Source organism: Lysinibacillus phoenicis (assembly GCF_047238325.1).
Lineage (GTDB): Bacteria > Bacillota > Bacilli > Bacillales_A > Planococcaceae > Lysinibacillus > Lysinibacillus irui.
In genome coordinates this window covers 2,944,565-2,961,238 of record NZ_JBDFMP010000002.1, presented here as the reverse complement: position 1 = coordinate 2,961,238, position 16,674 = coordinate 2,944,565, and the positions used below count along the sequence as shown (strand labels likewise).

Annotated in this window: 25 protein-coding genes and 2 pseudogenes; 2 read left to right on the top strand and 25 right to left on the bottom strand. The window is 39.5% G+C overall.

The features are described from left to right. Positions 1-49 precede the first annotated feature (49 nt). Positions 50-763, bottom strand: a complete 714-nt coding sequence (locus tag ABC382_RS16240; protein ID WP_274794939.1) for an N-acetylmuramoyl-L-alanine amidase — start codon at positions 761-763, stop codon at positions 50-52. 131 nt (positions 764-894) lie between these two features. Continuing rightward, a pseudogene (locus ABC382_RS16235) lies at positions 895-1,722 on the bottom strand (DUF4822 domain-containing protein); the annotation flags it as partial. 552 nt (positions 1,723-2,274) lie between these two features. Here ABC382_RS16235 and ABC382_RS16230 point away from each other — a divergent pair. Both ABC382_RS16230 and ABC382_RS16225 read left to right on the top strand, forming a co-directional pair. Then, entirely contained in the window at positions 2,275-2,883 is a 609-nt protein-coding gene (locus ABC382_RS16230) for an ankyrin repeat domain-containing protein (protein WP_312506412.1), read from the top strand. 17 nt (positions 2,884-2,900) lie between these two features. Next, on the top strand, positions 2,901-3,380 hold the full coding sequence (locus ABC382_RS16225) for a nucleoside deaminase (protein ID WP_274794942.1): 480 nt from the start codon (positions 2,901-2,903) through the stop codon (positions 3,378-3,380). 107 nt (positions 3,381-3,487) lie between these two features. Here the strand turns inward: ABC382_RS16225 and rpsI are convergent, their stop codons facing one another. From rpsI to rplE, 23 genes and pseudogenes are all read right to left on the bottom strand, one after another. After that, positions 3,488-3,880: a 30S ribosomal protein S9 gene (gene rpsI, locus ABC382_RS16220; protein ID WP_004233744.1), complete on the bottom strand. Its 393-nt coding sequence runs from the start codon at positions 3,878-3,880 to the stop codon at positions 3,488-3,490. Positions 3,881-3,905: 25 nt separating this feature from the next. Further along, entirely contained in the window at positions 3,906-4,343 is a 438-nt protein-coding gene (gene rplM / locus ABC382_RS16215; protein ID WP_004233742.1) for a 50S ribosomal protein L13, read from the bottom strand. A gap of 178 nt (positions 4,344-4,521) precedes the next feature. Further along, entirely contained in the window at positions 4,522-5,262 is a 741-nt protein-coding gene (truA, locus tag ABC382_RS16210; protein WP_274794943.1) for a tRNA pseudouridine(38-40) synthase TruA, read from the bottom strand. 14 nt (positions 5,263-5,276) lie between these two features. Continuing rightward, positions 5,277-6,074, bottom strand: a complete 798-nt coding sequence (locus ABC382_RS16205; RefSeq protein ID WP_274794944.1) for an energy-coupling factor transporter transmembrane component T family protein — start codon at positions 6,072-6,074, stop codon at positions 5,277-5,279. Then, the gene (locus tag ABC382_RS16200) at positions 6,071-6,943 is read right to left on the bottom strand and encodes an energy-coupling factor ABC transporter ATP-binding protein (protein ID WP_322605798.1); all 873 of its coding nucleotides are present in this window, start codon (positions 6,941-6,943) and stop codon (positions 6,071-6,073) included. Before ABC382_RS16200 ends, ABC382_RS16205 begins: the two co-directional genes overlap by 4 nt. Continuing rightward, on the bottom strand, positions 6,919-7,764 hold the full coding sequence (locus tag ABC382_RS16195) for an energy-coupling factor ABC transporter ATP-binding protein (protein WP_322611855.1): 846 nt from the start codon (positions 7,762-7,764) through the stop codon (positions 6,919-6,921). Before ABC382_RS16195 ends, ABC382_RS16200 begins: the two co-directional genes overlap by 25 nt. Before the next feature lie 428 nt (positions 7,765-8,192). After that, a complete protein-coding gene (rplQ, locus tag ABC382_RS16190; RefSeq protein WP_012296051.1) occupies positions 8,193-8,573 on the bottom strand; it encodes a 50S ribosomal protein L17 in 381 nt (126 codons plus the stop codon). A gap of 56 nt (positions 8,574-8,629) precedes the next feature. Continuing rightward, the gene (locus tag ABC382_RS16185) at positions 8,630-9,574 is read right to left on the bottom strand and encodes a DNA-directed RNA polymerase subunit alpha (protein WP_004233733.1); all 945 of its coding nucleotides are present in this window, start codon (positions 9,572-9,574) and stop codon (positions 8,630-8,632) included. A 139-nt stretch (positions 9,575-9,713) separates the two neighbouring features. After that, positions 9,714-10,103, bottom strand: a complete 390-nt coding sequence (gene rpsK / locus ABC382_RS16180; RefSeq protein ID WP_004233731.1) for a 30S ribosomal protein S11 — start codon at positions 10,101-10,103, stop codon at positions 9,714-9,716. A 25-nt stretch (positions 10,104-10,128) separates the two neighbouring features. Continuing rightward, positions 10,129-10,494, bottom strand: a complete 366-nt coding sequence (rpsM, locus tag ABC382_RS16175) for a 30S ribosomal protein S13 (protein ID WP_004233729.1) — start codon at positions 10,492-10,494, stop codon at positions 10,129-10,131. A gap of 24 nt (positions 10,495-10,518) precedes the next feature. Beyond that, the gene (gene rpmJ, locus ABC382_RS16170; protein WP_000868344.1) at positions 10,519-10,632 is read right to left on the bottom strand and encodes a 50S ribosomal protein L36; all 114 of its coding nucleotides are present in this window, start codon (positions 10,630-10,632) and stop codon (positions 10,519-10,521) included. Between the two features lie 37 nt (positions 10,633-10,669). Beyond that, positions 10,670-10,888: a translation initiation factor IF-1 gene (infA, locus tag ABC382_RS16165; RefSeq protein ID WP_004233690.1), complete on the bottom strand. Its 219-nt coding sequence runs from the start codon at positions 10,886-10,888 to the stop codon at positions 10,670-10,672. 86 nt (positions 10,889-10,974) lie between these two features. Next, positions 10,975-11,052 (bottom strand): annotated as a pseudogene (locus ABC382_RS16160) (type I methionyl aminopeptidase); the annotation flags it as partial. 249 nt (positions 11,053-11,301) lie between these two features. Continuing rightward, a complete protein-coding gene (locus ABC382_RS16155) occupies positions 11,302-11,955 on the bottom strand; it encodes an adenylate kinase (protein WP_274794947.1) in 654 nt (217 codons plus the stop codon). 70 nt (positions 11,956-12,025) lie between these two features. Next, entirely contained in the window at positions 12,026-13,321 is a 1,296-nt protein-coding gene (gene secY, locus ABC382_RS16150; protein ID WP_274794948.1) for a preprotein translocase subunit SecY, read from the bottom strand. Further along, positions 13,321-13,761 (bottom strand): 50S ribosomal protein L15, encoded by a 441-nt coding sequence (gene rplO, locus ABC382_RS16145; protein WP_004233670.1) that lies wholly within the window; start codon positions 13,759-13,761, stop codon positions 13,321-13,323. The genes secY and rplO overlap by 1 nt, the downstream gene beginning before the upstream one ends. A 34-nt stretch (positions 13,762-13,795) precedes the next feature. After that, positions 13,796-13,978 (bottom strand): 50S ribosomal protein L30, encoded by a 183-nt coding sequence (gene rpmD, locus ABC382_RS16140; RefSeq protein WP_004233668.1) that lies wholly within the window; start codon positions 13,976-13,978, stop codon positions 13,796-13,798. Positions 13,979-13,991: 13 nt separating this feature from the next. Beyond that, entirely contained in the window at positions 13,992-14,495 is a 504-nt protein-coding gene (rpsE, locus tag ABC382_RS16135) for a 30S ribosomal protein S5 (protein WP_004233664.1), read from the bottom strand. Between the two features lie 21 nt (positions 14,496-14,516). Continuing rightward, positions 14,517-14,876: a 50S ribosomal protein L18 gene (rplR, locus tag ABC382_RS16130; RefSeq protein WP_274794949.1), complete on the bottom strand. Its 360-nt coding sequence runs from the start codon at positions 14,874-14,876 to the stop codon at positions 14,517-14,519. A 32-nt stretch (positions 14,877-14,908) separates the two neighbouring features. Next, positions 14,909-15,448 carry a 50S ribosomal protein L6 gene (rplF, locus tag ABC382_RS16125; protein WP_274794950.1) on the bottom strand — a complete coding sequence of 180 codons (540 nt, stop codon included), beginning with the start codon at positions 15,446-15,448 and terminating at the stop codon, positions 14,909-14,911. A 30-nt stretch (positions 15,449-15,478) separates the two neighbouring features. Next, complete coding sequence (gene rpsH / locus ABC382_RS16120) at positions 15,479-15,877, bottom strand: 30S ribosomal protein S8 (protein ID WP_004233658.1); 399 nt, start codon at positions 15,875-15,877, stop codon at positions 15,479-15,481. Between the two features lie 29 nt (positions 15,878-15,906). Continuing rightward, on the bottom strand, positions 15,907-16,092 hold the full coding sequence (locus tag ABC382_RS16115) for a type Z 30S ribosomal protein S14 (RefSeq protein WP_004233656.1): 186 nt from the start codon (positions 16,090-16,092) through the stop codon (positions 15,907-15,909). A gap of 21 nt (positions 16,093-16,113) precedes the next feature. After that, entirely contained in the window at positions 16,114-16,653 is a 540-nt protein-coding gene (rplE, locus tag ABC382_RS16110; protein ID WP_004233654.1) for a 50S ribosomal protein L5, read from the bottom strand. Positions 16,654-16,674: the final 21 nt, after the last annotated feature.

The window sequence follows — 16,674 nt, the reverse complement described above, 5'->3', positions numbered from 1 at the left end:
CTCATTGTTAGTATATCATAATGATTTGATTTACGTTGTAGATGTTGCTCTACTCAATTTTAGCTAATAAATACTCTTCTATACCTTCAACTATAGCATCTGCCATTTTTTCTTGGTAATTCTTATCTATTAATAGTGCACGTTCCTCATCATTACTAATAAATCCAGTTTCCACTAATGCTGCAGGTACTTCCGCTTTCTTCAGTAAATAGATTTGTTTAATAGACAACGCTTCTCGATCGGTGTTTTTTAAGTTATTACGAATGGATTGCTGAATACTTTTAGCTAATATCTCACCATCAGCATGTCCTTCCTTATGATAAAATACTTGGGCACCACGCCATTTTGTTTCCGGTATGGCATTTGCATGAATAGTAATAAACACATCTGGTTTTTCTTTTTCCACAATATCCTTTCTTAAAAAGATATCCTGCTTTTTCCGTTCTCTTAATGTCCCATATTTTTCTGATGGCGCATGCTCATCAATAACATCTCCATTTTTTGTACGTGTCATTACGACTGTTGCGCCTTTCTTCTTTAATTGCTTCTCTACATGCTGAGCAATTGCAAGTGTAATATCCTTTTCAATTACTTCGCCCTTTGAAGCTCCTCCATCCTCCCCACCATGCCCTGCATCAATGACAATTTTAATGCCACCAAGTGGGTCTGGTAAAAAGAAGTTACGGTCCGAAGCATTTGTTTCATATGCCACGACCACTATACTCATTAGCATAATTACTCCTAGTGCAAGCCAGCGCTTCACCCATATCCACCACCCTTTTACATATAGTGTACGAAATTAGTGGATGAACTATGCCAGAAAGAAAAAAAAACTCCCAAGTATTGAACTTGAGAGTTTTAGTTTCTTCTATATTAAAGGGAGGAAGAACAATTTTATTGCATTGTAAATTCTGGCTCGAATTCACCTTCGTATGGCTCATGCTCTACAAATACCGTTACATCATTACCATCTTTATCTTTACCTGTTCGTTTGTACGTAAACTTCTTATCATTCATTTCAGTAATTTCAAGTGCGACACCATATTTATTGTCACCAAGAGAAACGTGAGCTCTTATTTTATTATCATGGATGACATCAAAGTAGCCATAGTCTCCACGACTTTCACCCGTTTCAGGATTGAAAAATTCATATTTATTTGTATCAGCATCATATTTTGCAATGCTGATGAAATTTGAATTGAATTCTGTTACATCATGACCCGCTTCATCTAAAACAACAGTTCCATGCCATAGTGTGTTTGCTAAAATTTTGTCTCCATCAATGTTTGTAACAATATCACCAGTTGATGCATCTAGTGTTTTATCCGAATCTGTAAATGCCAAATCTTTTTCTTTATAAGGTATATGTTCCACAAATACTTCTACATCATTCCCAGCAGCATCCTTCCCCATTCGTTTATAAGTAAAGATACTATCGTTTAACTCAATAATCTCTACAACTGCTTGATAGTTCTTGGATTCAGAAATTAAAATCCTTTGTTTCCCATCATTTGTAATAAAGAATGTTCCTTTATCGTCACGACTTTCACCTGTAGCAGCATCAAAAAATTCATAGTGACCTGTTGTAACATCATACTTTGCTAAACCGATGAAATTTGAGTTCTCCGCGGTTAAATCATTTTGATCCTTATCGTATACTTTTGTACCTTGCCAGTTTGTACTGCTTAGAATATTGGCCATTTCTTGACCCTTCGTTAATTGCTCCTGCGCTTGGTCATTCGTTGGATTTTCTGATGTAGCACCTTCTGTTTTTACTTCCTCACTATTCGTAGTGTTGCCTTTTGCAGGCTCCTTATCTTGACATGCTGCAAGTAGTGCCATTGCTGCAACAGAAATTATTAAGAACTTTTTCATAGCTAGTTACCTCCACTGTTTATATTTTTGAGTTATGTCAAACTCATTATGAAAAAACGAAAGGTTTCTTATACCTTCAAAACTATATTAAAACGGAATGTTAAACTTCCTCTAAATAATTTCTTAAAAAAGCATAAACTTATGCGAAAATATTTTTAATAATTTTAAATGGGGCAACTGACTTATCAAACAAGTTCTACGTTATCATCGTTGTACAACTGTCCTTGTCTATTATATGAAAAAGCTAAGCCATGCATATTTTTTAAATATTATTCATGTAAAATGCTCCATGTTACCATATTTTTATAAGACGGTTAATGATGCTATAGCACGAAATCAGTTCTGCTAGTAACATTTAGCTGCTTTATTGTGGAGATATAATGAAAGAAGGTGGAGGAAATGGATGATCAATTGATTATTAACGCGGCGAACGGTAATACGGAGATAGTATTATCGCTTCTGCAAAATGGAGTGAATATCAATACCACCGATCAAATTGGAAGAACAGCTGTCTTAGCTGCAACCTATAATAATCAGGTGGATACTGTGAGGGTACTTATTGAGCATGGCGCTGATATTAATAGTAGAGATAATAATCTTGAGAATGTACTTTTACATGCAGGTGCATCAGGCTACCTTGAAATAGTAAAGCTTGCTATAGCAGCAGGAGCTGATACAAAGCTAACGAATCGCTTTGGGGGAGTAGCTATCATACCAGCTTCAGAACGTGGACATGTAGAAGTAGTTCGTGAGCTACTTAATCATTCAGATATTGATGTTAATCACATTAATCATTTACATTGGACAGCCCTATTAGAAGCAGTCATATTAGGTAATGGCGGTGAGAAACATCAGGAAGTCGTACAATTATTGGTCGATTATGGTGCTGATTTAAATATTGGCGATAGAGACGGTATTACACCGTTGCAGCATGCGAAAAAATTAGGTTTTCATGAAATCGTAAGTATTTTAAAAAACGCAGAATCTGAGCGCTCTTCTAATAGCTAACATAAGGAGGATTTTTCATGATTCAAGAAACAGATTTAAAGCATCTAAAGAGATGTATTGAACTTGCCCAAAATGCGCTAGATGCTGGTGATGAGCCATTCGGTTCGATTCTTGTGGCTGCTAATGGCGAGGTGCTAGCAGAAGATCAAAATCATGTATCTGGTGGTGACCATACACAGCACCCCGAATTTGCATTGGCACGTTGGGCAGCTAAAAATATGAGTCCCGAGGAAAGAAGTACGGCAACAGTTTACACTTCAGGCGAACATTGCCCAATGTGCGCTGCGGCTCATGGCTGGGTGGGGTTAGGAAGAATTGTTTATGCTAGCTCCTCTAAACAATTAGCACAATGGCTAAAAGATATGGAGATATCTTCTGCATCCCGTGTTCGTAATCTATCCATACAAGAAGTAATTCAAGATACTATCGTAGAAGGCCCGGTGGCAGAACTAGCTGAACAGGTGCATCAACTACATCGTCAGTTTCATAAAAAATAATACTAAGCAATCTTTGGGATCACTCCAAAGATTGCTCTTTTATATTGCTTCCTAACAAAAAAACTCTTTCCACAAAAGTAGAAAGAGTTTTTGTATAAACGCTGATATTAACGTTTTGAGAACTGAGGTGCACGACGAGCGCCGCGTAGACCTGGTTTTTTACGTTCTTTCATGCGTGAATCACGAGTAAGTAATCCAGCTGATTTTAATGCAGCACGGAAATCTGGGTCTACTTGAAGTAGAGCACGAGCGATACCGTGACGAACAGCACCAGCTTGACCAGTGTATCCACCACCGTTAACGTTTACGTGGATATCATAGCTTCCTGTAGTTTCAGTAGCTACTAATGGTTGTTTAATTACTTCACGTAATGCAGCGAATGGTACGTATTCTTCGATTTCACGTTTGTTGATAACAATTTTACCTGTACCTGGTACTAAACGTACGCGAGCTACAGAGCTTTTACGGCGACCAGTGCCGATGTATTGAACTTGTGCCAAAGTAATATCCTCCTCTTAATTTATATTATCCGCGAAGCTCGTATGCTTCTGGTTTTTGTGCAGCATGTGGATGCTCTGTTCCTGTGTAAACATTAAGTTTAGTGAACATTTTGCGACCTAAAGAGTTTTTAGGAAGCATTCCTTTAACTGCTAATTCGATCATTCGTGTTGGGTACTTGTCTAGCATTTCACCAGCTGTACGAGTTTTTAAACCACCAGCGAATTGAGTGTGGTGACGGTAAAGTTTACCTTCTAATTTGTTACCAGTTAAATGGATTTTGTCAGCGTTGATGATGATTACGTGATCACCTGTGTCAACGTTTGGTGTGAATGTTGGTTTATGTTTACCACGTAAGATTGCAGCTACTTCAGAAGCTAAACGTCCAAGAGTTTGGCCTTCTGCATCAACTACTAACCATTTACGGTCTACTTCGTGACCTTTAGCCATGAATGTTGTACGCATGTATATATCCTCCTAATCGATTCGATTACCGTTATTTTTCATTAAACTACACTATAAGTTTCGGGGCTTATTTGTGGTGGTAATGAAAATACCATCTGTTATCATATAATGAATGACTTCTAAAGTCAAGCAATTTCATTAAACACCTGGTGATGTTGTTCAGAATTTCAGAACCCCACTAATAGAACACCTTTTCTAAGTATAACCCTTGTGGTGGCGCGGTTTTTCCGGCTTTATCACGATCTTCAGAAGCGACTACAAGTGCCAAGTTGTCTATTGTACGACGACCTACACCAACCTCCCAAAGTGTACCTGCAATAATACGCACCATATTATATAAAAAGCCATTACCTTCAATCACCATATGAAGCTCTTCTCCATGCCATTCAAATTGCAGAGTCTTAACCGTGCGTACCTTATCCTTCACACTTGTATTCGCTGCACAAAAGCACGAAAAGTCATGTGTACCGATTATAGCCTTTGCTGCCTCCTGCATTGCCTCAACATTAGGCTTAACCCCATTTGTCTCAACCGTGTAATGTCTGCGGAATGGGCTTTGAATAAGCTCACAAGACCATATATAGCGGTATCTTTTCCCTACAACGCTGTAGCGTGCATGAAAGTCATTTGCCACTTCCTCTACCGATAATACACGAATATCTCTAGGTAGCTGTACATTCAATGCCTTGTGGTACTTTTCTGTTGGAATGGAGAGTGGTGTATCAAAATGCAATGTTTGCCCTGTTGCATGAACTCTAGCATCTGTACGCCCACTTGCAGTTACTTTAATCTTTTCCCCTTTATGCATAATAGCTAGTACTCGCTCCAGTTCAGCCTGCACTGTACGTTCCCCAGGCTGTACTTGATAGCCTGAGAAATGCGTTCCATCATAGCTGATAATTACTTTTAATCGTCGCATAAAGCTTACTCCTTTTAACTTCTATAGAAGAATAGCAATACGCCTATTGCTACTAATAGCACAAGCGCAAATGTGTCGCCCATATCCCATTTTAGTCTACGATATCTAGTACGACCTTCACCACCACGATAGCCTCTTACCTCCATCGCTGTTGCTAAGTCCTCAGCTCGCTTAAAGGCACTGACAAAGAGAGGTACAAGCAATGGTACGACAGCTTTTATTCTATCTTTTATCGGTCCAGAGGATAGGTCTGAACCTCGTGCCATTTGTGCTTTCATAATCTTATCTGTTTCATCCATTAAGGTCGGAATAAAACGCAATGAGATAGACATCATTAAAGCCAATTCATGTACTGGTACCTTCAATGCTTTTAATGGATTTAGAAGCACCTCAATACCATCTGTAATAGAAATAGGTGATGTTGTTAATGTTAAAATCGACGTCATAAAGACTAATACTAGAAATCGTATAGAAATATAGATCCCTCGTCTAATTCCTTCATCATAAATGGTAATGAACTTTGATTCAAAAATAGGAACGCCTTCTTTTGTCATAAATATATGAAGAAGGAATGTGAAGGCCATCAGAAAGATAACAGGCTTTAATCCATTAATTAAAAAATATAGGCGAATCCGTGATATTAAAACTACCAATAGTGTAAATGCCAGTAACATAGCGTATGTCACTGTATTATTCGCCAAAAAGACAATAATAATAAACGCAAAGACGAAAATGAGCTTAGACCTTGGATCCAGTTTATGCACAGGTGAATCACCAGGGAGGAAGCGTCCAAATATCATTTTTTCCATCATGGCTCTCCACGCTCCTCTCTTAGGCCTTGAGCAATTTCAGCTGCAAGCTCCTCCTCTGTTAAGCAAACCTTAGAGAAGGAACGTCCTATCATATGCTCAACCCTCTGCTGAAAGCGAACAATACGTGGTGGCTCTAAGCGGAAACTCTTTAATGTTTCTACATCTTTAAAAATATCCCGTGGTGTTCCACTTAAGACATTCTTACCTTCATGCATAATCACAATATTATCCGCATATCGTGCCGCATCCTCCATACTATGTGTTACTAAAATTGTTGTGAGATGTCGTTCTTGATGAAGCTGATAAAACATATCCATAATTTCTTTTTGACCTCGTGGATCAAGACCAGCCGTAGGTTCATCTAATACAATAACCTCTGGGTCCATTGCTAAAACACCTGCAATCGCCACTCGACGCATTTGACCGCCTGATAAATCGAATGGGGATTTCTCAAGTACGTTGTCAGGTAAACCAACTAAGCTAACAAGTTCCCTTGCACGAGCTTCTGCTTCCTCCTCTGATACTCCAAAGTTCATAGGGCCAAACATAATATCCTTTAAAACCGTTTCTTCAAATAATTGATGCTCTGGAAACTGAAAGACAATACCGACCTTTTGACGTACAGCTTTTAAATCCTTTGCTTTTTTACCAGCTACAATAATGCGATCCCCAATATGTACTTCTCCTGAAGTAGGTCTTAGAAGTGCGTTAAAATGCTGAAGAATAGTCGATTTACCAGAACCAGTATGGCCAATAATCGCTTGATAAGTATGGGAGGGGATATCAAAATCTACATCGAAAAGAGCCCGCTTTTCAAAAGGCGTCCCCTGCGAATAGGCATAGCTTACTTGTTGAAGTTTGATGTCCATAAATCATTCACCAACTCTTCTTCTGTCATATGTTGTCCCATTAACGGAACACCTTCCTTTTGCAATAGCTTTGATAACTTCAAGGCAAATGGTAAATCCAGTCCGAATTCAACTAGCGTGTCCCCGAGTGCAAAGATTTCAGCAGGTGTACCTTCTGCAAATTTCTTGCCATCATTCATAAAAAGAACACGATTTGCTAGCATCGCCTCTTCTAAATCATGTGTAATCGATATAACTGTTAATCCTGTTTCCGCACGTAAGGTCTGGACAGTTTGCAACACCTCTGCACGCCCCTGTGGATCTAACATAGATGTAGCCTCATCTAAAATAAGAAGCTTTGGCTTTAATGCAAGTGCTCCAGAGATGGCAACACGCTGTTTTTGCCCTCCTGATAGATGATGCGGTTCATGGTCTAAAAACTGGCTCATTTTTACTTGCTCCAGTGCTGCATGGACACGCTTTACCATATCCTCAAAAGGTACACCGTTATTTTCGAGTGCAAATGCTACATCATCTTGCACGGTTGCGCCGACAAATTGATTGTCAGGGTTTTGAAATACCATTCCCATTAAAGAGCGGGACTCCCAAAGGTTATCTTCACTTAAAGGCTCACGTAATATACGTACATCTCCTTGTTGAGGAAATAATAAACCATTCATCAACTTAGCGATTGTGGATTTACCAGATCCATTATGACCTACTATGGCAATCCATTCACCTTCTTCAACTGCAAAGCTAACGTTTTCGACAGCATTACGGCTAGCTTGATCTTCTGGCGTATATGAAAAAGTCACATTATTTAAAGATAAAATTTCAGGCATATCTAGTACTCCTCTCTCCATGCTCTGCTCTACTAACTAACTTACACTTTTTTATGTATGAATTCTACTACATTCCGTATGTCGATAAAAGAAAAATACTACAATAACAAGTCAAACTAATAATAGGGTAATGGATAACAAAATAAAATCCATATATTAAAAAAAGCACCACAAATTGGCGCTGTCTTTAATAATAAAAAAGCGCGCACCTCATTCGATAGAAATGCGCTAGTCGTTACATTTACAAGAAATACGGGTGCTCAAGCCCTTATTTCTCCTGAATGAGGTGCGGAGAGCTAAACGAGACGCCACACCACATAGAGTGTCCGCTCATCATAACGCTCAGCTTAATTATTTGTCGTATAAATCATTTATAAAGAAAGAGGGTGGTGATTCCCACCCTCTTCACCACAAGTTTTCTCTTATGATTAAACTAGTTCAATCACAACAACAGGTGCACCGTCACCACGACGAGGACCTACTTTAAGAATACGAGTGTAACCACCTTGACGCTCTGCATAACGTGGTGCAACATCATCAAATAACTTTTGAAGTGCAAATGATGTTGTTTCGTTACCTTCAGCATCAGTCGTTGTTACTAGTTCACGACGGATGAATGCAGCAGCTTGACGGCGTGCGTGTAAATCTCCGCGTTTACCTAAAGTAATCATTTTTTCAACAGCTTTACGTACTTCTTTAGCGCGAGCCTCAGTAGTTTCGATACGCTCGTTAATGATTAAATCAGTAGCTAAGTCACGTAACATCGCTTTACGTTGAGAACTTGTACGACCAAGTTTTCTGTAACCCATGGATGTTTCCCTCCTTTATAGAAAAAAATCTGATCTTGTTAGTTGTTTTAAATCGCTTAGTCTTCTTTGCGTAATCCTAAACCAAGCTCTTCTAACTTCGCTTTTACTTCTTCTAGTGACTTACGTCCAAGGTTACGAACTTTCATCATATCGTCTTCTGATTTATTCGCAAGTTCTAGTACTGTATTAATACCAGCGCGTTTTAAACAGTTGTAAGAACGAACAGAAAGATCAAGCTCTTCGATAGTCATCTCTAAAACTTTTTCTTTTTGATCTTCTTCTTTTTCGACCATGATTTCAGCAGTTTGTGCCTCATCCGTCATGCCAACGAAGATGTTAAGATGCTCGGTTAAAATTTTTGCTCCGAGCGAAATCGCCTCTTTCGGACCGATGCTGCCATCTGTCCACACATCAAGAGAAAGTTTGTCGTAGTCAGAAGACTGACCAACACGAGTATTTTCCACTTGGAAATTGACGCGTGATACTGGAGTGTAAATAGAGTCGATCGGGATCACGCCGATAGGAAGATCCTCACGTTTGTTTTGATCAGCAGGAGTGTAACCACGGCCACGTTGTGCATACATACGCATACGTAAATGACCGTTTTTAGCGATTGTTGCAATATATAGATCTGGGTTTAAAATTTCTACGTCACTGTCATGTGTAATGTCAGCAGCCGTAACTGTACCATCGCCTTTTACATCAATCTCAATAACTTTTTCTTCGTCAGAGTAGATTTTAAGAGCTAGTTTTTTCACGTTCAAAATGATTGAAGCTACATCTTCTACTACGCCTTCTACAGTTGAGAATTCGTGAAGAACACCATCAATTTGAATTGAAGTGACAGCAGCTCCTGGTAATGAAGACAGAAGGATACGACGTAAAGAATTACCCAAAGTGTTTCCATATCCGCGTTCAAGCGGTTCTACAACAAACTTTCCATATTTGGAATCTTCGCTGATCTCCACCGTTTCAATCTTTGGTTTTTCAATTTCGATCATTTTATTTACCCTCCTTCAAAACATCGAATGTATAGGTTCTTTCCATCATAGATTCGATCGTCAATGACGTATCGTTTATTATCTGCACAAGACAGTCTGTACAAAAAATGATGTTCTCATACAATATGAGACGCACCCATTACACGCGACGACGTTTTGGCGGACGGCAACCATTATGAGGAACTGGAGTAACGTCTTTAATAGCAGTTACTTCTAAACCAGCAGCTTGAAGTGCACGAATAGCAGCTTCACGACCAGCACCAGGACCTTTAACAGTTACTTCCAACGTTTTCAGACCATGTTCAAGGGATGTTTTAGCAGCAGTTTCTGCAGCCATTTGAGCAGCGAATGGTGTAGATTTACGTGAACCACGGAAACCAAGAGCACCAGCACTTGACCAAGATACAGCGTTACCTTGCATATCTGTAATCGTTACGATTGTATTGTTAAATGTAGAACGAATGTGTGCAATACCAGATTCGATATTCTTTTTCACACGACGTTTACGAGTTTGTTGTTTACGAGCCATGTTAAGAAGGAACCTCCTTTACCAATTATTTTTTCTTGTTCGCAACTGTTTTACGAGGACCTTTACGCGTACGCGCATTGTTCTTCGTATTTTGACCACGAACAGGTAAGCCACGACGGTGACGGATACCACGGAATGAACCGATTTCCATCAGACGTTTAATGTTTAATGAAGTTTCGCGACGTAAGTCACCTTCAAGTTTGTAAGAATCTAATTGTTCACGGATTTTGTTTAACTCATCTTCAGTTAAGTCGCGTACGCGTGTATCTTCTGAAATACCTGCATCAGCTAGTACTTTCTGAGCTGTAGTTTTACCAATACCGAAAATGTACGTTAATGAAATTACCACGCGTTTGTCGCGAGGAATATCAACACCAGCAATACGTGCCATGTACGTTGTGCACCTCCTTTAGAATTAACCTTGTTTTTGTTTATGTTTAGGATTTTCACAGATTACCATTACTTTACCGCGTCGGCGAATTACTTTACATTTTTCGCAGATCGGTTTCACAGATGGTCTCACTTTCATCTAACCTAACCTCCTTAGTAGTCCGGAGCGCAAAAGATTATTTAAAACGGTATGTGATACGACCGCGAGTTAAATCATAAGGAGATAACTCGATAGTAACCTTATCTCCAGGTAGAATACGGATAAAGTGCATACGAATCTTACCAGATACGTGTGCTAGAATCACATGTCCATTTTCTAATTCTACCTTAAACATCGCGTTTGGCAAAGTCTCAACAACTGTCCCTTCGACTTCAATTACATCATCTTTCGCCATCTACTCTGTCTCCTCTCTATATGCAAATTAAAGTTCTCATCGTTACATCAAACGGATATCTGCTGCAACTATAGAAGCAACCTCGTTTCAACATATGTTTGGATTGTATGAGAGATGTTTGAAAGACGCTCGTCTGGTTTCGCTTCACACAATCCACGGAATATACAGAACCAGTAAGGGCACTGAATCTCCCATGTTTACACGAATACCGGAATGTCTTGGATGAGATATTCATACCCGTTACACAGATGCTTCCACGAAACCCATTATACTCCTCCAAAAGGTATGTTGCACTTTTTGGTAGAAATATATACCGGGCACAATATGCTTTTGCAACTCTCAAAAAAATTATGTTTCGTTGTTGCTCCCGCATGCCTCCCGCGGAAGCAGTATTCTGCGCCCGGAGCCGGGTATCAGCTGCGGCTGCCCTGTAAAAGAGCATCAAGATCAGCAAACACTTTGTTAATATCTTGCTGTCCATCTATATTAGTTAACACACCTTTTGCTTTATAGAAATCAAGTAAAGGTTGTGCTTGTTTCATATTTACTTCCAGACGGTTCGCAACCGTTTCAGGATTATCATCTGCACGTGTATAAAGCTCGCCACCATCTTTATCACATTTTCCTTCCTCAGCTGGAGGGTTGAAAATTAAATGATAAGAAGTACCACAAGTTTTACAAATACGTCGACCTGATAGACGAGCGATTAACTCATCTTTTTCAACTTGAATGTTAATTGTATGCTCAATCGCTTTATTTAGATCAGCAAGGATGCTATCTAAAGCTTCAGCTTGAGGAACAGTACGTGGGAATCCATCAAGTAAGAATCCCTTTTCACAGTCAGGTTTAGCCAGTCGCTCACGAACAATACCAATCGTTACTTCATCTGGTACAAGTGCACCTTGATCAATAAACGATTTAGCTTGTAAGCCTAGTTCAGTACCTTCTTTGATTGCAGCACGGAACATATCGCCTGTAGAAATATGAGGAATTGCGTACTTCTCAACAATTTTATCTGCCTGTGTGCCTTTACCAGCACCTGGCAGACCCATTAAAACGATATTCATTAGGAAATATTCCTCCCACAAAAGGTTTGCTGATTTAAGGAAACGATGGAACGTTCCCTAAAAACCAACATTACTTCATAAAGCCTTTGTAGTGACGTTTAACAAGTTGAGATTCTAGCTGCTTCATCGTTTCCAGCGCTACGCCGACTACGATAATAATACTAGTACCACCGATCTGCACTGAAGCAGGTAAATTCATAAAGTTTATGAATATAATCGGCATTACAGAAATAACAGTTAAGAAAATCGCGCCGACAAATGTCAGTCGATATAACACGCTTGTTAAATACGTTTGAGTGTTTTCACCAGGACGAATACCCGGAATATAAGCACCTTGTTTTTTCAAGTTATCTGCCACATTTTCTGGATTCACTTGTACGAATGCATAGAAATATGTGAACGCGATGATTAATGCAACATAAATAATCATCCCAACAGGTTTTGTATAATCAAAAGTGTTATTAATGAATGTTGTTACATTATTTTCACCGAAGAACGGAACTATCGTACGAGGTGTCATCAGAAACGCCGAAGCAAAGATTACAGGAATAACCCCTGCAGCATTTACTTTTAACGGTAAATGCGTTTGTTGACCACCCGTCTGTTGGTTACGCCCAGTAACTCGTTTTGCATATTGAATTGGAATTTTACGAAGTGCTTGTTGCACGTAAATAACTCCAACAACAACTGCTAATAAAACTAATACAAGCAACGCAAGGATGATGATGTTGATAAATAATTTATCTCCTGCACCCTCGATTTGCTGTGCAAAGATTTGGTTAATTCCTGTAGGCAATGCTGCAACGATACCTGCGAAAATGACAACAGAAATACCATTACCAACACCATGAGCAGTAATTTGCTCAGCAAGCCATACTAGGAATGCTGTACCCGCTGTCAATACTATAGCAATTGTAACATACGTTAGAACGCCTTCTTCTTTAATCAATGATCCACCGTACATTCTGTTAAAACCGAATGACATTGCGAATGATTGGATAAAAGCAAGAATAATAGTAAAGTAGCGAGTGAATTGTGCAAGCTTACGTCTTCCGACTTCACCTTGCTTTGCCCACTCAGCAAATTTCGGTACTACGTCCATTTGCAATAACTGAACAATGATTGAGGCTGTGATGTAAGGCATAATCCCCATCGCAAAGATGGAGAAGTTCTTTAAAGCACCACCGCCAAAAGTATTGAGGAAACCAACGAGGTTAAACTCATCAGTTGCCTTTAATACATTAGCGTCAACGTTAGGTACCGGAACAAATGTTCCAATACGGAAAACGATTAACATTAAAAGAGTGAAAATGATTTTATTTCTTATATCTCGAACACGCATAAAGTTAGAGATTGTCTGAAACATTAAATCACCTCAGTAGTTCCGCCGGCATTCTCAATTGCTTCTTTAGCTGAAGCTGAGAATTTATGAGCCTTAACAGTAAGCTTTTTATTAAGAGTTCCGTTGCCAAGAACTTTAATTCCAGCTTTTTCGTTACTCACTAGACCAGTTTCAAGTAATAATGCAGCAGTTACCTCTGCACCGTCTTCGAAACGGTTTAAAGCATCAAGGTTAACGATCGCGTATTCTTTACGGTTGATGTTCGTAAAGCCACGTTTAGGTAAACGACGGAATAATGGGTTTTGACCGCCCTCAAAGCCTGGGCGTACACCGCCACCAGAACGAGCGTTTTGACCTTTATGACCTTTACCTGCTGTTTTACCGTTACCAGAACCGATACCACGACCAACGCGATTGCGTTGCTTACGAGAACCTTCTGCTGGTTTTAACTCATGCAGTTTCATAGTGGGTGGCACCTCCTTGTTCAATAATTGAAAATTAAATTTCTTTTACAGTAACTAAGTGAGCTACTTTATCAAGCATACCGCGAGTAGCTGCGTTATCAGCTTTCTCTACAGTTTGGTGTAATTTACGTAAACCTAAAGCTTCAACAGTTTTGCGTTGTGCAGGTTTAGTACCAATCACAGATTTAGTAAGGGTGATTTCTAATTTGTTAGCCATTATCTTTCCCCCCTTATCCTAATAGTTCTTCCACTGATTTACCACGTAATTTAGCTACGTCCTCTACGCGTTTTAATTCAGTTAAACCTTGAATTGTAGCACGCACCATGTTAATTGGTGTGTTAGATCCAAGTGATTTTGAAAGAATATCAGTAATACCAGCAAGTTCTAGTACGGCACGTACTGGACCACCAGCGATAACTCCTGTACCAGGAGCAGCAGGTTTGATTAGGATTTCTCCTGCACCAAAGCGACCTTGCACTAAGTGTGGAGTTGTTCCACCTACGCGTGGCACTTCGATTAAGTTTTTCTTCGCATCTTCAACAGCTTTGCGGATAGCATCTGGCACCTCTTGAGCTTTACCAGTACCGAAACCAACATGACCGTTTCTATCGCCAACTACAACTAATGCTGTGAAGCGGAAGCGACGTCCACCTTTAACAACTTTAGCAACACGGTTAATAGTAACTACGCGTTCTTCAAGTTCTCCAAGTTTGTTTGCGTCAATACGACTCATGAAATGTGTCCCTCCTTCTTATTAAAATTCTAAACCGTTCTCACGTGCAGCTTCAGCTAAAGCTTTAACGCGTCCATGATATAAGTAACCACCACGGTCAAATACTACAGCAGTAATATTTTTTTCCGTAGCGCGTTTTGCGATTGTTTCACCGACTTTAGTTGCTGCGTCAACATTGCTACCAGCACCTTCGAAACCTTTTTCTTGAGAAGATGCGCTAACAATTGTTACGCCTGCTACGTCATCGATAAGTTGCGCGTAAATGTTCTTGTTAGAACGGAATACGTTTAAGCGTGGACGCTCAGCAGTACCCGAAATTTTAGAACGTACACGAGCATGACGTTTTTTACGAACCTGATTTTTATCTTGTTTCGTAATCACAAGGGTCACTCCTTTCTAATGCTTAAGCAGCATTATTTACCTGTTTTACCTTCTTTACGACGTACATATTCGCCTTCATAACGAATACCTTTACCTTTATAAGGCTCTGGTGGACGAACGTCACGGATGTTAGATGCAAGAGCACCAACGCGTTCTTTGCTGATACCTTTAACGATGATTTTAGTGTTAGAAGGAACTTCAATTTCAAGACCATCTTCAGGTGTGAACTCTACTGGATGAGAGTAACCAACGTTAAGTACAAGTTTTTTACCTTGTAATTGCGCACGGTAACCAACACCGATAAGTTCTAAAGCTTTTTCGAAACCTGCAGAAACACCAGTAACCATGTTCGCAAGAAGCGCACGAGTAGTACCGTGGTTTGTGCGGTGTTCTTTTGATTCAGAAGGACGAGATACAGTGATTACGTTACCTTCTTGCTCAATTTTCATATCTTGGTGGAAAGAACGAACAAGTTCGCCTTTAGGACCTTTAACAGTAACAGTGTTGTTTGCATCAACAGTAACAGTTACGTTAGCAGGTACCTCGATAATTTTTTTACCTACACGAGACATTTAGTTGCACCTCCATTCATTTATTGCTAATTACCAAACGTATGCTAGAATTTCTCCGCCAACTTGTTTAGCGCGAGCTTCTTTATCTGTTAATAAACCTTGTGAAGTTGACACTAAAGCGATACCAAGACCGTTCAATACTTTAGGTACTTCATTTGTTTTAGCATATACACGTAATCCAGGTTTAGAAATACGTTTTAAGCCAGTGATAACACGCTCGTTATCTTTACCGTATTTTAAGAAGATACGGATGATACCTTGTTTGTTGTCTTCCACGTATTCTACGTCACGTACGAAACCTTCACGCTTTAAAATTTCAGCGATCTCTTTTTTCACGTTGGAAGCTGGTACTTCTAACTTCTCGTGACGAACCATGTTCGCATTACGAATGCGAGTAAGCATATCTGCAATCGGATCAGTCATTGTCATTACATTTACCTCCTTCCCAAATTAGGGGATTACCAGCTGGCTTTTTTCACGCCAGGAATTTGTCCCTTATATGCAAGTTCTCGGAAACAAATACGGCAAAGTTTGAATTTGCGATATACTGAATGTGGACGACCACAGCGTTCACAACGTGTATACTCTTGCACTTTAAACTTTTGCTTACGTTGTTGTTTAACGATCATAGATTTTTTAGCCACGTTTTCGCCCTCCTTGTTTGATTACTTTTGGAACGGCATACCGAATTGTGTCAATAACTCGCGAGCTTCTTCGTCAGAATTCGCTGTCGTTACGATCACGATGTCCATACCGCGTACTTTTGAAACTTTATCGTAATCGATTTCTGGGAAAATTAATTGTTCCTTAACACCTAAAGTGTAGTTACCGCGACCATCGAATGCTTTTTTAGAAACACCACGGAAGTCACGTACACGAGGTAGTGAGATAGAAATTAATTTGTCCAAGAATTCATACATACGCTCACCGCGTAATGTAACTTTAGCACCGATAGGCATACCTTCACGAAGACGGAAACCTGCGATCGATTTTTTCGCTTTAGTTACTACTGGTTTTTGACCAGTGATAATTGTTAATTCTTCAACAGCTGCATCTAGCGCTTTTGAGTTTTGAACTGCATCACCAACACCCATGTTGATAACGATTTTCTCAACTTTTGGTAGTTGCATAACTGATTTATATCCAAATTTGCTCATAAGAGCAGGTGAAACTTCATTTAAATATTTTTCTTTTAGGCGGCTCATGTGTGTACCTCCCTTCTATTT

Excerpts from the sequence above, each read along its gene's own strand:
- truA (WP_274794943.1), bottom strand. The coding sequence starts at position 5,262 with ATGCGACGATTAAAAGTAATTATCAGCTATGATGGAACGCATTTCTCA.
- rplE (WP_004233654.1), bottom strand. The coding sequence starts at position 16,653 with ATGAGCCGCCTAAAAGAAAAATATTTAAATGAAGTTTCACCTGCTCTT.
- rplQ (WP_012296051.1), bottom strand. The coding sequence starts at position 8,573 with ATGGGTTACAGAAAACTTGGTCGTACAAGTTCTCAACGTAAAGCGATG.
- ABC382_RS16230 (WP_312506412.1), top strand. The coding sequence starts at position 2,275 with ATGGATGATCAATTGATTATTAACGCGGCGAACGGTAATACGGAGATA.
- secY (WP_274794948.1), bottom strand. The coding sequence starts at position 13,321 with ATGTTTCAGACAATCTCTAACTTTATGCGTGTTCGAGATATAAGAAAT.
- ABC382_RS16195 (WP_322611855.1), bottom strand. The coding sequence starts at position 7,764 with ATGCCTGAAATTTTATCTTTAAATAATGTGACTTTTTCATATACGCCA.
- ABC382_RS16205 (WP_274794944.1), bottom strand. The coding sequence starts at position 6,074 with ATGATGGAAAAAATGATATTTGGACGCTTCCTCCCTGGTGATTCACCT.
- rplM (WP_004233742.1), bottom strand. The coding sequence starts at position 4,343 with ATGCGTACAACATTCATGGCTAAAGGTCACGAAGTAGACCGTAAATGG.
- rpsH (WP_004233658.1), bottom strand. The coding sequence starts at position 15,877 with ATGACAATGACTGATCCGATTGCAGATATGCTTACTCGCATTCGTAAT.
- rplO (WP_004233670.1), bottom strand. The coding sequence starts at position 13,761 with ATGAAACTGCATGAGTTAAAACCAGCAGAAGGTTCTCGTAAGCAACGC.
- ABC382_RS16200 (WP_322605798.1), bottom strand. The coding sequence starts at position 6,943 with ATGGACATCAAACTTCAACAAGTAAGCTATGCCTATTCGCAGGGGACG.
- infA (WP_004233690.1), bottom strand. The coding sequence starts at position 10,888 with ATGGCGAAAGATGATGTAATTGAAGTCGAAGGGACAGTTGTTGAGACT.
- rpmJ (WP_000868344.1), bottom strand. The coding sequence starts at position 10,632 with ATGAAAGTGAGACCATCTGTGAAACCGATCTGCGAAAAATGTAAAGTA.
- rpsM (WP_004233729.1), bottom strand. The coding sequence starts at position 10,494 with ATGGCACGTATTGCTGGTGTTGATATTCCTCGCGACAAACGCGTGGTA.
- ABC382_RS16185 (WP_004233733.1), bottom strand. The coding sequence starts at position 9,574 with ATGATCGAAATTGAAAAACCAAAGATTGAAACGGTGGAGATCAGCGAA.
- ABC382_RS16155 (WP_274794947.1), bottom strand. The coding sequence starts at position 11,955 with ATGAATATCGTTTTAATGGGTCTGCCAGGTGCTGGTAAAGGCACACAG.
- rpsK (WP_004233731.1), bottom strand. The coding sequence starts at position 10,103 with ATGGCTCGTAAACAACAAACTCGTAAACGTCGTGTGAAAAAGAATATC.
- rpsE (WP_004233664.1), bottom strand. The coding sequence starts at position 14,495 with ATGAGTCGTATTGACGCAAACAAACTTGGAGAACTTGAAGAACGCGTA.
- rpmD (WP_004233668.1), bottom strand. The coding sequence starts at position 13,978 with ATGGCTAACAAATTAGAAATCACCCTTACTAAATCTGTGATTGGTACT.
- ABC382_RS16225 (WP_274794942.1), top strand. The coding sequence starts at position 2,901 with ATGATTCAAGAAACAGATTTAAAGCATCTAAAGAGATGTATTGAACTT.
- rplF (WP_274794950.1), bottom strand. The coding sequence starts at position 15,448 with ATGTCTCGTGTAGGTAAAAAAATTATCGAGGTACCTGCTAACGTAACT.